Genomic DNA, 13,255 nt, shown 5'->3' with positions numbered 1-13,255 from the left:
AACCAAATACCGCTGATTTGATGCAGGTCGTGTCGCGAATCCTCAACCCTGGCGACCAGCCGACGCTCTACTATTCGTCTGAGTTATCGCCCTCTTCCAGCAGAGAGACGGTGCCGACCACGTCGTAAGTGGTGGCCTCGCCGCCAGTCGGCTTTAGTGTCACCCGCATGGGCAGCCGCTGCCACTGAGCAGGCTGGCAGACCGGGATAAAGTGATCAGACTCGGGCCACTTTCCAATCTGCTTCTGGACCACAGGGCGACGCGCTCCCAGTTCGGCCACAATGGCGTAGAGGCCTCCCTTGGCCGTCGTGGCGATGCCGCAGTACGCCGCATAGTCGCGGAACCAAACCACGTCGGAGACAGCGAAGTCGAAGTCGGGCAGGTGGAGCACCGTGATGTGGCCAGTGACGCGATCAACCGAAAGCCACGGTCCAGGCTGCCAGATCCAATGCGGCGCAGCATCATTCGGCAGCGCGTCGTTGAGCCGAAGCGCGCGACGAACAGTAAAGGTGCGGTCTGTGACATCGTGGACCTCGCCCGTCGTCCACTCCTTCTGGCGGTCATCTACGAAGAGCGGGCGCACCTTCAGGCTGCTGGTCTCGTCCACTTTCGTGTCGGGGGTGGCGTCCGGCTGCGTGTAGGGAACCTTGCGGTACGCCCCCAGCGTGACCGTATGAATCTTAGGGCCGGCCGCCAGAAGCGGATGTCCCGAATAAATCGATGACAAAGTCAAAAAAAATAATGTCGGGAGAAGATGAGAAAACTGCAGCCTGGCGCGGGTCGTGCAGGGAGTCGAACTCAAAGGATAGGGCTCTCACAGAGGAATTTTCAGTTGTTGCCATCCTACCTGACACACAGTCTTTTCTATGCGGTAGGGGCTTTAAGCCACATACCACTTTCGAGGTGGAAGAAAAGTGGGAAAAGGGAGAAGAAACTTCGGAGGAGTCGGAAAGAACTCCATAGGTAACGGAAAAGGTACAAACGTTGTGGAATAGATTGTGAATACGGGGCAATCCACGGGCCTTTGCAGAGTAGTATCGTGGAAAGTATGCGTGCTGCCGTCGTGGTAGCGCGTGCGACAGACCGCGGCGGATCATTTGAAGCAGTACGAAAGGATACAAACGAACATGTGGAAACCGAATCAGACTGGAAGCAACACTCCCTCGACTCCTGAACCGGTGCGTCCGTCGACTCCAGCGACGAACTTCGAGGCGAGCCCAACCCGTCCCGCGACCGTCGGCGCTGGCAATGCGGCAGCCGCTGTACCAACGGGCGAACAGGCCACCATCGGCAAGTCTCTCATCGTCAAGGGAGAGCTGACAGGTTCTGAGTCTCTTTACATCGATGGCAAAGTCGAAGGCGCAATCAACCTACCCGGCAACCGCGTCACCGTAGGCCGCAACGGCCAGGTCGCGGCGAACATCGTGGCACGCGAGATCGTTGTGCTGGGTAAGGTCCGCGGCAACTGCCAGGCCAGCGACCGCGTTGATATTCGCAGCGAAGGCTCGCTCACCGGCGACGTCATCGCAGCGCGTATCTCGATTGAAGATGGCGCGTTCTTCAAGGGCGGCATCGACATTCGCAAGCCCGGCGGAACCGATCTGAAGGGTGGCAGCGCTACCCCAGCTTCGACCGAGCCGGTCGCCGTAGAGGCGTAACGCTTCGTTGACATCGTACCTTATCGAGTTGAGCGGTCCCTGCTAATCACAGGGATCGTTTTGCTTTTTATTGGAATAGCCGAAGCGGAAGATTGCGAACAACTGTAAATATCGAAGCCGCAGCAAGCGCGGCATACACAGCCTCCTGCGGAACAGGCAGCCCGCGGTAGACTCCGCGCCGCACAAAGCGCCAATACCAATAAAAACCATAAGCTGCGGCGACAGGGAGCAGGAGCATCGCGAGGCCGTTCAGGTGCATCGCCTCGTCGAAGCGACCTTGGAGCAGCGCGGCAAGAGCACGTGTAGCTCCGCACCCCGGACACTTCAGGTGAAAAGCCTCATAGATAGGACATCGTGGATAGAAGCTGTTCTGAGCAGGGGGAAAGCGCCGCAGAACCCCGTCGACCGCCCCGACGATCGCCGGCGGCGCAGCTGTGCGCACAATTGCTGCGACACGGCCGCTACGAATCAACCAGATCATCGCGGCAGGTTCTGGTATCGAAGCGTTTGTTTCAGCTGGTTGATCTCATTGAGTTTGTACTGAAAGTAGATGCCGCCGAAGAAGAAGGTCATAACAGGGTTCAGACGCAACCCAAGCGGTTCCGTGCTATTGAAGTGCTGTTCCAGCGTATCCCGCAGCGTAAAGCGGGCGACGAGGCGGGCGACCCAGGAGGCAATCCCGATGAAGCCTCCGACGAAGCTCTGGTGCGGCTGCTGATGGTGGCTCATCGAGATAACAACCCCCCACGACCCGCCAAAGTTGAGCACGATCAGCACCGTAGCGATGATGTAAAACATCAGGGCTTTGCTCGCCGGCTGCACCTTGTTTGCCCATGCGGCGATCACCAGGTTCCACACCACAACGAAGAGCGTGCAAGTTAGAAAGCCCAGCAGCAGCTCAAGCACCCAGTTCAAATTAGGTGGGTCTGGATATGCGTTGCCTGTCTGCGAATACGCGACAGCAGCGGCGTAGGCGGACGTCGTCGGCACTCCAGCCGAGCCGAGGATCTGCGCAACCGGAACCCAGTCCGGCATCGTGTCGCTCTTGGCCATGTCCGTCGGCAGAACGTTTCCCGAGGCGACGTAGCGCTGAAGATCTTCGAGGGTATACGGTCCATACATCTGCCCATTGCGTGAAACCTGGTAGGTCATGCAAAGCTCCTGAGTGTCGGGGACTGCAACGTAGCTGCAGCCTCGATGAAATCACGGAGAGGCGCTTCCGCACAATCACTTTCGGAGATCTGCCTCGATGACGCCAATTCTGTCCCCTAAGAATGCAGATATGAGAGTCTTGCAGTGTGGATCGAGCGACTCTGATCGTCAACGCGTCGGCGGGCAGAAGAAAGGATCTGCAAACGCTGGTCCCTGCCCTGGTGCAGGCGCTTGAACGGGCAGGTGTGCAGGCAAATGCAGCTTTGACTGCGGCCGCCGGGGAGGCACAATCCATCTCGGCAGACGCTGCGGCCAGCGGACGCGATGCAGTCTTCGCCTGTGGTGGCGACGGCACCGTGCACGAGGTTCTGCAGGGTCTCGTGGGCACTAAAACCGCGCTAGGAGTCGTACCTCTCGGCACGGCAAACGTCTTTGCGCGAAATCTGGGGCTGGCCCTCGATCCCGTAAAAGCCCTGCAACAGCAACTCAGCTTTGAGCCTCGTGCGATCTCGGTTGGCGAGGTACGCTACACCGCCAGCGGATCCGAACGGAAGAAATACTTCATCGTCATGGCGGGAGCCGGTCCGGACGGTGCGCTCGTCTATCGACTTCTTGCAGGAAAACGATCGAGACTGGGCCGGAGCGCCTACTATGCCCACTCGCTACGGCTCTTTCTGATGCGGAACTTTCCAGCGTTTCGTGTGGAGTATCGAAGCAGTGAGTCTTCCGAGTGGGTGGAACAGCGCGGAGTCAGCGTGATGTGCTCCCGCGTCCCGAACCTTGGAGGCATCTTCAGGCGTCTGGCAACGGAAACTTTCGCAGCCGACAACAAACTTCTTCTCTCTATTGCGAAACCGCCGGCCAGAATCGGCTTACCGGCCTGGTTCGCCTTCAGCCACCTTGCACTCAATGCAAGAAATCCATGGCTGGAACAGGTTCGAGTCTCCGAGTTCCGCTGCACACCACTCGAGCAGAATCATCGCATTCACGCCGAACTCGACGGCGAATGGATCGGATATCTGCCAATGTCAGTACGTCTTTTGCCGCAGGCGGTTTCGCTGTTAATGCCGAAAGATCACAAAGCAGAAGGGAAGCAATAAGTCCTGAAGCAATAAGTCCCAGAACAGAGTTGCTTCGCGTACTAATTTAGAACTCGTCGTTACCGGTGGGACGAAAACGGTAGCCGATCCAGGGCTCCGTGATGATGTACGCAGGCTCCTCTGCTAGTTCGATCTTCTTCCGCAACTGACCAATGTTGACGCGCAGATACTCTGGCTGGTCGGCGTTCGTTCCCCACACCGCGTGGAGCAGCGCCCGATGCGTAAGGACCTGTCCAGGATGCTGCGCCAGGAATACGAGAAGATCGAACTGCTTCGGCGTCAGATGCGTGTCTTGCCCGCGAACCACCACACGATGCTGTGGAATATCGATATAAAAATCGCCTGCCGAGATAATCTGCGGAGCCTCGGACTCGGCAGCCGAACTGCGGCGGAGTTGTGCACGGACGCGAGCCTGCAGTTCCTGAATGCTGAATGGCTTCGTCACATAGTCGTCAGCACCTGCATCGAGCGCTTCAATCTTCATAGCCTCTTGGTTGCGGACCGAAAGAACAATGATCGGAACCGTGGATACGGCGCGAATCTCACGGCAAAGCTCAATCCCATTCATCTCCGGCATCGAGACATCGGTGACGACGAGGTCTGGCTTCCACTCATGCACAGCCTCCATTCCTTCGACGCCGTTCGCAGCGATGCGCAAGGAATAGCCTTGAGTAGACAGCGCCGTACGAAGGACGCGAGTGATCTGAGCTTCGTCATCAACGATAAGAATCTTTGCATGTTGCTGGTCCTGCAGGTTCTGTTTCATTCGCGCTCCGCATGTTGTGTCACGATGTGAACATCCACATTTGGCGACTCTTTGAGAAAGTGTTGAATCGCCCAGTAATAAAGGTATTTGCGAAAGCCGTGAACGGCGGTGCGGCCGAAGACAATATGGGTGATGCGCTTCTCGCGGACGAAGCTGGCCGCAGCATGCGCGATGCTCTTCCCCTTGACGGTGAACACCTGCGCGTCGAGATTGCGTGCGAACTGAATATTGGCTGCAAGCGTAGCCTTCTCGTCTTCAGGCAGGTCTTCATCGGTGGCGACATGCAGAACAAACAGCTCGCCTCCGACACCTTCCGCTACACGCGCCCCCCGCGCGATCAGCATCTGCGACGAGCTGTTGGAGCTGATGCACACAGCAACGCGCTCGCGTACAGCCCAGTGTGCCTCAATACGTTTCGCGTCCATATATGCGGTCAACGTACGATCAACCGCCTTGGTCACATGCTGCAGCGCGAGTTCGCGGAGCGCAATCAGGTTGCCGCGACGGAAGAAGTTTGCCAGGGCCTTCTCCGCACGAGCCGTTCCATAGATATCTCCGCGCCGCATCCTTGTTTGAAGAGCCTCGGGCGTTAGATCGGCCATGACGATCTCGTCCGCGCGCTGCACCAGCCAGTCAGGGACGGTTTCGCGGATCATCACGCCAGTGACGCTCTGCACCGTCGGAGCGACGCTCTCGATGTGCTGTACGTTCATCGTAGCCAGCACGTCGATATTAGCGGCCAGGACTTCGAGCACATCTTCATAGCGCTTGCGATGTCTGCTGCCTTCGATATTGGTATGCGCCAACTCGTCGATCAGAACAATCTGCGGTCGCCGGGTGAGGATGCCATCGAGGTCCATCTCTTCGAAGACCACGCCCTTGTACTCGATTCTTCTACGCGGAATCTGCTCCAGTTGATCGGCCAACTCCGCTGTACGTGGTCTGCCATGCGTCTCGACCACCCCGATGACAATGTCTTCACCCCGCTGATGCCGCCGGATCGCCTCGCTCAACATGCTGTAGGTCTTGCCGACGCCCGGCGCATAGCCAAGGAAAAGTTTAAAGGTCCCCCGCATTTTCTCCGGCGCGACCTTCTCCAGCCATTCTTCCGGACTCTTCAGGGCCGGATTCGAGTTGTCACGAGTGCCCATAAGGATAAGATAAGGTAGTGCAGCGCAAGCTTATACGCAGTATCGTGCGGTACAGTATCTCCACAGCGAGCGCAGCTGTCATTGTAGCCGTCTACTTTCTTCGTCTGCATGTCAACGAGACGACGGTAGCCCTGACGTTCCTGATTGGCATCCTTCTCGTAGCCGCAAACTGGGGCCTCCGACATTCAATCTACCTGTCCATCCTTTCGGCCGCAGCCTTCAACTTCTTCTTCCTTCCGCCGGTTCTCACCTTCACGGTTGGGGACGGCCGCAACTGGGTCGCCCTCTTCGCCTTTCTCGTGACCGGCATTGTCGCCAGCCAGCTCGCCGAGCGCGCACGCCGCGAAGCAAAGATCTCGCGGCGCCGCCAGCGCGAAGCAGAGCGCCTGTACGAGTTCAGCCAGCAGATGCTGGTCACCGGCAACGTGATCGATCTCCTCAACGTCCTGCCGCAGATGATCGCCGTAACCTTCAACCTCGCGGGAGCCGCTATCTATCTGCGTGAAAAAGATCGCATCTATCGCTCCAGTCCGGACTACATGGACGTAACCGCGTCCGAGCTGCGGGATGCAGCCTTCACCCGCGATCATCGTTATGACCAAGAACGCGCCGTCACACTCGTCCCCATCCTCCTCGGAACGCGCCCCATCGGTGCGGTCGGAATCACGGGCAACAGGACCTCTCCCGAGGCGCTCGACGCAGTCTGTGGCCTGGCGGCTATCGCGATCGAACGCGCCGGTGCCGTCGAAACCCTGACCCGGGTCCAGGCCTCCCGCGAAAGCGAGCGCCTGCGCAACGCGCTGTTGGATTCTGTGGCGCACGAACTCCGAACGCCTCTCACCTCCATCACAGCCGCAGTCACGACCTTGCGCTGCGAGTCTTCCCTCGATGCCGAGCAAAGCGGAGAGATGTTGCAGGTCATCGAAGAAGAGGCCGCGCGACTGGACCGGCTCGTCGGTCAGGCCATGGAGATGGCGGAGCTGGATGCGAACGACATCAAACTCGATCTGCGCATGCACTCCATGCGAGAGGCGGTCGATCTTGCCCTCGAGGCTGTTCAGGGGCCGCTCAAGAATCATCCTCTCGAACTCCGCCTCCCCGACACCCTTCCTCCAGTTCAGATGGACCTCGAGCGCATCGCCAAAGTGCTGCAGCACCTGTTGGAGAACGCCGCAAAATACTCCACCGAGGGAAGTCCAATCTTCGTCAGCGCCGAGGTCTCCCGAGGCCAGCTCGTTACCAGCGTCGCCGACCGTGGCGCAGGGGTCGACGATCTGGAAAAGATGATGATCTTCGACAAGTTCTACCGCGGCCAGGGGCAACGATATCGCGTGCAGGGAACAGGCATGGGGCTAGCCATCGCGAAGGCGATCGTCGAAGCCCACGGCGGCTCCATCGAGGTGACCAGTCAACCCACGCAAGGCTCAGTCTTCTCCTTCTACCTCCCGCTGAACCTCTCGGGCCGTTAAGACTACAGCTTTGGCAGTTGGGTCACATTCCAGCCGCCACCCAGCGCTTTGATCAAAAGCACGCTCGCATCCATCTGCCTGCGCATAATGTCGATGTCGTTGCGCTCGTTATTCAGCTCAGTAGTCTGAGCCGTCACTACCTGCAAATAAGTGTCCAGCCCGCCAACGTATCTATTGTTAAATATCTGCGCAGCAGACTGCGCCGCCATCGTGGCCTGGTGTTGATGCCCCGCCTCCTGGTTCAGAACGCGCAGCGCGACCAGATTGTCTTCGACCTGTTGAAACGCCGTCAAAGTAGTCTGCCGGTAGTTCGCAACAGTCTCGTCATAGCTCGCATTGGCCTGTTCGGAGACCGAAGCTCTCCGGCCCGCGTCGAACAACGTCTGCGACAGCGTAGGCCCAAGCGACCACAGCAGGCTCGCCGGATCGAAGAGGTTCGCAAACGAGGTTCCCTCCACTCCCACCGAGCCGCTCAACGAAATCGTAGGATAAAACGCAGCTCGCGCAATGCCGATGCGGTCGTTCGCTTCGGCAACGCGGCGTTCTGCCGCAGCAATATCCGGGCGCCGTTCCAGCAGCTCCGAAGGCAGCCCCGGCGGAATCGCCGGCGGTCGCGCATCGAGAGGAGCGTTCGGCAATGCAAACGACGCAGGCGGCTTGCCAAGCAAAATCGCGATCGCGTGCTCAAACTGCGCCCGTTGCAACGTAATATCACGCGACAGTACCCTTGCCGCCTCAAGCTGTGTCTGCGCCTGGTCGACGTCCGACTTCGGAGCGACGCCTCCCTCAAAACGATTCTTCGTGATCCGGTAGGCCTCTTCGAAGTCCTTCACGGTATCGTTCAGCAGCTTCTCCTGGGCATCGGCGCTGCGGGCCTCAAAGTAATCGACTGCAAGCTCAGCCTCTAGGCTCAACATCACCGTCTGTCGATCTCCCGCGCTCGCCTGTGCCTCCTCACGAGCAGCGCTCACGGTGCGTCGAACACGCCCCCAAACATCAATCTCGTAGTTCAAATCAACAGGAAGTTGAACTACGCCAACGCCATTTCCCTGGGCGTTGTTCGCATTGAAGTAAGGCTGATTGGACGATTCCCGTTCACCGCCGCCAGACGGTGCCACGCCAACGGTCGGATACAGCGACGCATGATTGAAGCGAATCAAGGCTCGGGCCTCGCGAAAACGAGCATCCGCTGCCTTGAGACTCTGGTTATTCTCCGCCACCTGCGGCTCGAGAACATTTAGTTCCGCATCGCCGAAGATCGCCCACCATTCTCCGCGCTGCGCCGCATCGGCCGGCTGCGCCATCTGCCAGTTCGAGTTCTCCTTGTAAGCGTCCGGGCCTGCTCCCTTATAGTCAGGCGCCATTGGAACCGACGGCTTCACATACTTCGGCCCAACCATGCATCCGCTAAGCAAAAACACAGCGGCACAGGCCAGAGCGCTGGGTCGTAGCGTCACTGCGCCCCCTCTTTCTTCTGCATCTGTGTTGCGTTCTCATTCATCTGGCTCTTCACCTGCACCTCCTGGCCGCTCGCCAGCGAGTCGGAAGGATCGAGGATCACAGCATCGTTCGGCGTCAACCCTGAGGCAATCTCAACGTTCGCGCCCAGGTCTTTGCTGATCGTCACCGGCACCAGCTGAACTCGCCCATCGCGAACAACTCCCACCTGCAGGCCCTGTGCCCGGAACAACAGCGTGTTCGACGGAATCATCAAATTCGAAGCACGCTGCGGCACCTTGAAGTGAACAAAGACATAAGCGCCCGGCAGCAGTTCGCCCTTAGGATTGTCGACATCCACTTCGACGTTCAGCGTACGTGTTGCCGAGTCGATCGCGTTCGAATTGCGCGCAACGGTGCCCTCGAACTCCCGTCCCGGATACTCGTCCAAAGTCAAAGTAGCCTTACCCCCGGCCTTGATTGAGGTCGAGTAGGCCTCAGGAACCGAGACGAACACGCGTATCTTTTGAATCGCGGCAAGATGAAATAGCTCCTTGGGAGTCGTATTCTCACCAGCCTGGATCAATCCACCGATATCGATATTGCGCGCTGTCACGATTCCATCGAAGGGTGCGTAAATTTTCTCGAACGATTGCAACTGCTGCAGTCTGCGCACGGCCGCAGTCGAGGCATCCACCGCCGCCTTCTTCGCCGCGGCATCGCTCACCGCAACATCAGTCTCCTGCTTCGATACCGAGTTGGTCGTCAGAAGATTCTGATAGCGTGCCGAGGTCGTATTCGCCAGGTTCAGGTTGGCCTCTGCGCTCTTCAGATCGGCCTGCGCCACCTGAAGCTGCTCATCCAACTCCGGCGTCTCGATGACCGCCATCAACTGTCCTTTGCGAACATGCGCGCCAATGTCGAAGTACCAGTTCTTCAGGTAGCCGCTTGTTCGGGCATAGATCGGCGTGTCCACATACGCCTGTGTGTTTCCTGGCAGCGCCAATCCGGAGGACAGCACCGAGCTGGCAGGATGGATTACCTTGACAGACGGAATCGATGCAGCTTTCGTGTCCGTCTCGAGCGTGCTCTCCGTCCGGCGACGCGCGTCAATCCCGAAGATAACAACCAGAGCCACGATCACCGCGATGACCGCCACTCCAATCCACGTCCCTCTTGTTAGTCCGGGCTCCGGGACCTCCGGGACCGCTGCTGGGGGCTCGCCGGAGAGTGTGGTCTCATCCTCATTCATCCTGGTCTCCACCTTTGTTCCGCTCGTCATGCGTTCTCCTTCATGCCTATCAAGTTCTTTCAGTCGCCCGCAGTCAATTGGTGCTCGCGGCTTTCGTCGCTAACAGTATTTTTCTTATCCGAGCTATGCAGCAACGCAAAGACGGCGGGAACGAAGATAAGTGTCGCAACCGTAGCGCAGCACAGTCCGCCGATCACCGCTCTACCTAGCGGCGCATTCTGTTCTCCGCCTTCTCCCGCGCCCAGCGCCATCGGAATCATGCCGATAATCATCGCCAGGGCCGTCATCATCACAGGCCGGAACCGGGTCGCTCCCGCTTCAATCGCAGCTTCGATCGCATTCCCATGATGCAACAGGCGTTCTTTCGCAAACGATACCACCAGAATACTGTTCGCCGTCGCAACGCCCATACACATAATCGCGCCCATCAGCGCCGGAACACTCAACGTCGTTCTCGTCGTGAACAGAAAGAGCACAATACCCGCCAGCGCTGCCGGCAGAGCCGTAATGATGATGAACGGATCGAGCCACGACTGGAAGTTCACAACGATCAACAGGTAGACCAGCACAATCGCAAACGCCAGTCCGGCGAGCAGTCCAATGTAAGAGCTGTTCATCGTCTCAATCTGTCCGCGCACTCTCACAAAGCTGCCGCGCACCAGCGATTTCTCATTTCTCGCAACAATTCTATTGATGTCTCTGCCCACCGAACCAAGGTCGCGCCCCTGAACGTTTCCATAGATATCGAGCGTGCGCCGTACGTTGTAGTGCGTCACCACTTCCATCTCGCTGCTGCGCTTAATCGTCGCGACGTCGGTCAGAATCTCCGGCTGCTTTGCCGTCGGAGACGAGATCGGAATATTCTCGAGCGAACTCAAAGAGCTGATCTGATATTGCGGTGTCTGCTCCACGATGTTGTACGTGTTGCCATTGTTCCAGTTCAGATAAAACATCGGATTCAGCTGGGTACTGCCGCCGAGTATGTTCAGCAAACTGCTGCCCACATCACGTTCCGAGTAGCCGCCCTGCGCCGCTTTCGTGCGATCTACGTCGACGTTCAGCACAGGATAGTCATCAGGCTGCTGGATCCGAAGATCGACAAGGCCTGGGACCTGGCGCAGTTCGCTCAAGACCTGGTTCGCAACCTTTCGGTTAGCCGCGATATCCGAACCCTCGAACTGAATGTCGATCGGGGCAGGCAGGCCGAAGTTCAGAATCTGCGTAACAATATCCGACGGGAGAAAGTAGAACGTAACTCCGGGGAAGGCACGCGGGAGATCCCTGCGCAGTGCTTCGACATAATTGGCAGTCGGATGGTGGTCTTCCTTCAGCGAGACAAGAATATCCGCATCTCCCGCACCGATTAACCCTGAAGTTGCGTGCTGAGTGTTCAGTGTGCTGTACGGCAGGCCAATATTGTCGAGGATGTTGTCCATCTCTCCTGCTGGCACGGTCTTCCGAATGTCTTGTTCGATCAGATCGCACAGCTTGGCAGTCTCCTCGATACGTATGCCGCTCTTGCCGCGAACGTGAAGGATGAACGACCCATTGTCTGTGCTCGGAAAGAAGTTCTGTCCAAGGAACGGCAGTAGTGCGAAGGCACACAGGCAAAGCAGCAAAAAGATAGGAACGAAGTAGACTCGCGCCGCTACGAGCCGGCCAAGCAGATCTTGATAACTTGTGCGCAGCTTCTCAAAGACGCGCTCAAATCCCCTCTGGAACCGCGCAAGAATGTTATTCGAAGGTACGGCATGGTGATCATGCGCCTTCAGCAGGTACATTGCCAGCGTCGGAACCAGCGTGCGAGAGAGGACATACGAAGCCAGCATGGCGAAGACCACAGCCTCTGCCAACGGCACAAAGAGGTAACGCGCAACCCCGCTCAAAAAGAACATCGGCAAAAACACAATGCAGATACACAGCGTCGATACCAGCGCCGGCACAGAGATCTGCGCCGCACCTTCCAGAATCGCGTCATGCAGTTCTCTGCCTTCCTCCAAGTAGCGTTCGATATTTTCAATTGTCACCGTCGCATCGTCCACCAGGATTCCGACCGCCAGCGCCAGTCCACCCAGCGTCATGATGTTGATCGTCTCTCCCAGCAGACCCAGCACAATAATCGAGGTCAGGATCGACAACGGAATCGAGACCGCAATGATAATGGTGCTGCGCCAGCTTCCGAGGAACAGAAGAATCATCAACCCCGTCAGCACCGCTGCAATCACAGCCTCACGGATCACCCCCTGCACCGATCCGCGAACGAAGACAGACTGATCCCCGATCGGCGTAATCTTCAACTCCGGCGGCACCGTCAACTTCACCCTTGGAATTAAATTTCGCACGCCGCTCACCACGGTTAACGTCGATGCGGTCCCCGACTTCAGAATCACCATCAGCGCCCCGCGGCGCCCGTCCTGCCGCACAATATTCGTCTGCGGAATGCTCCCGTCCGCCACAGACGCAACGTCATGCAGATAGATCGTCGTCCCATTCACCTGCTTGATCGGCAGGTTGCTGATCCCTTCCAGCGTCACAGGCGACGAGTTGATGTGAATGTCATACTCATCCTGGCCAATCTTCGCCGTCCCGCCCGGCTGCACCACGTTCTGTTGTCCTACGGCGTTCAATACATCAACCGGCGACAGCCCCTTGGCCTGCAGCAGCTTCGGATCGATATTCAACATGATCGACCGCTGCTTGCCTCCATAAATATTCGGGATCACAACGCCCGGCACCGAGATGAGCTGCGGACGAACAAAATTCGCCCCAAGGTCATTCAGCTGCTGTTCGCTCAGTCCCGCGCCCGACAGCCCCAGCTGTACGATCGGCACGCTCGACGCGCTGAAGTTGATAATTTGCGGCGGCAGAATCCCCGGAGGAAGGCTCCTCAGCTGGTATTCGGAAGCCGCCGAAACCTGCGAGTTCGCCGTATCCAGGCTCGCACCCGGCTGCAGATAGATCTTCACAATCACCTGCCCCGCAAACGTGGTCGACTCGATATGCTGAATGTTGTCCACCAGCACCGTCAGCGCCTTCTCATACGGAGTCGTCAGCCGGCCCTCAAGCTCCTCCGGATTCAATCCCGTGTACTGCCACGCAACTGACACCACCGGAATATTAATGTTCGGAAAGATGTCGGTCGGCGTGCTCGAGATGACCACAGGCGCAGCGATCAGAATCAGGATCGCAAGCACGATGAAGGTATACGGTCGGCTCAGAGCTACTTTTACAATCCACATGCGACAAACCCTCTTCCGCTTCGGGCAAATC

The 13,255-nt window shown here is 58.0% G+C and carries 12 protein-coding genes; 4 read left to right on the top strand and 8 right to left on the bottom strand.

The window, feature by feature from the left end; all coding sequences use genetic code 11:
• Nucleotides 1–70 precede the first annotated feature (70 nt).
• On the bottom strand, nt 71–733 hold the full coding sequence (locus HDF09_RS09100) for a hypothetical protein (protein ID WP_260181042.1): 663 nt from the start codon (nt 731–733) through the stop codon (nt 71–73).
• On the opposite strand from HDF09_RS09100, the gene HDF09_RS09095 reads away from it, so the two are divergent.
• Together HDF09_RS09095 and HDF09_RS09090 are read left to right on the top strand one after the other, a co-directional pair.
• Nucleotides 721–963: a hypothetical protein gene (locus tag HDF09_RS09095; RefSeq protein WP_183764948.1), complete on the top strand. Its 243-nt coding sequence runs from the start codon at nt 721–723 to the stop codon at nt 961–963. The genes HDF09_RS09100 and HDF09_RS09095 overlap by 13 nt on opposite strands.
• A gap of 164 nt (nt 964–1,127) precedes the next feature.
• Nucleotides 1,128–1,658, top strand: a complete 531-nt coding sequence (locus HDF09_RS09090; protein WP_183764945.1) for a bactofilin family protein — start codon at nt 1,128–1,130, stop codon at nt 1,656–1,658.
• Nucleotides 1,659–1,725: 67 nt separating this feature from the next.
• On the opposite strand, the gene HDF09_RS09085 is transcribed toward HDF09_RS09090, so the two are convergent.
• Together HDF09_RS09085 and HDF09_RS09080 are read right to left on the bottom strand one after the other, a co-directional pair.
• On the bottom strand, nt 1,726–2,139 hold the full coding sequence (locus tag HDF09_RS09085; RefSeq protein WP_183764942.1) for a DUF2752 domain-containing protein: 414 nt from the start codon (nt 2,137–2,139) through the stop codon (nt 1,726–1,728).
• Complete coding sequence (locus tag HDF09_RS09080; protein WP_183764938.1) at nt 2,136–2,810, bottom strand: DUF4339 domain-containing protein; 675 nt, start codon at nt 2,808–2,810, stop codon at nt 2,136–2,138. Before HDF09_RS09080 ends, HDF09_RS09085 begins: the two co-directional genes overlap by 4 nt.
• A 146-nt stretch (nt 2,811–2,956) precedes the next feature.
• Between HDF09_RS09080 and HDF09_RS09075 the strand changes: the two genes are divergently transcribed.
• Nucleotides 2,957–3,910, top strand: a complete 954-nt coding sequence (locus HDF09_RS09075; RefSeq protein WP_183764935.1) for a diacylglycerol/lipid kinase family protein — start codon at nt 2,957–2,959, stop codon at nt 3,908–3,910.
• Between the two features lie 46 nt (nt 3,911–3,956).
• Here HDF09_RS09075 and HDF09_RS09070 read toward each other — a convergent pair whose 3' ends face one another.
• Complete coding sequence (locus HDF09_RS09070; RefSeq protein WP_183764932.1) at nt 3,957–4,676, bottom strand: response regulator transcription factor; 720 nt, start codon at nt 4,674–4,676, stop codon at nt 3,957–3,959.
• Nucleotides 4,673–5,752 (bottom strand): histidine kinase, encoded by a 1,080-nt coding sequence (locus tag HDF09_RS09065; protein ID WP_260181041.1) that lies wholly within the window; start codon nt 5,750–5,752, stop codon nt 4,673–4,675. The genes HDF09_RS09070 and HDF09_RS09065 overlap by 4 nt, the downstream gene beginning before the upstream one ends.
• Before the next feature lie 92 nt (nt 5,753–5,844).
• Between HDF09_RS09065 and HDF09_RS21115 the strand changes: the two genes are divergently transcribed.
• Complete coding sequence (locus tag HDF09_RS21115) at nt 5,845–7,296, top strand: DUF4118 domain-containing protein (protein ID WP_183764926.1); 1,452 nt, start codon at nt 5,845–5,847, stop codon at nt 7,294–7,296.
• 2 nt (nt 7,297–7,298) lie between these two features.
• Here the strand turns inward: HDF09_RS21115 and HDF09_RS09055 are convergent, their stop codons facing one another.
• The 3 genes from HDF09_RS09055 to HDF09_RS09045 are packed head-to-tail and all read right to left on the bottom strand — an operon-like array spanning nt 7,299 to nt 13,224.
• Complete coding sequence (locus HDF09_RS09055) at nt 7,299–8,753, bottom strand: efflux transporter outer membrane subunit (RefSeq protein WP_183764923.1); 1,455 nt, start codon at nt 8,751–8,753, stop codon at nt 7,299–7,301.
• Nucleotides 8,750–10,015: an efflux RND transporter periplasmic adaptor subunit gene (locus HDF09_RS09050; RefSeq protein WP_260181040.1), complete on the bottom strand. Its 1,266-nt coding sequence runs from the start codon at nt 10,013–10,015 to the stop codon at nt 8,750–8,752. The genes HDF09_RS09055 and HDF09_RS09050 overlap by 4 nt, the downstream gene beginning before the upstream one ends.
• A gap of 29 nt (nt 10,016–10,044) precedes the next feature.
• Nucleotides 10,045–13,224: an efflux RND transporter permease subunit gene (locus HDF09_RS09045; protein WP_183764919.1), complete on the bottom strand. Its 3,180-nt coding sequence runs from the start codon at nt 13,222–13,224 to the stop codon at nt 10,045–10,047.
• Nucleotides 13,225–13,255: the final 31 nt, after the last annotated feature.

The organism is Edaphobacter lichenicola (genome assembly GCF_014201315.1).
Taxonomy (GTDB): domain Bacteria; phylum Acidobacteriota; class Terriglobia; order Terriglobales; family Acidobacteriaceae; genus Edaphobacter; species Edaphobacter lichenicola_B.
Note: the sequence above shows the minus strand (reverse complement) of the source record. Positions and strands in the feature narration are given on the sequence as shown.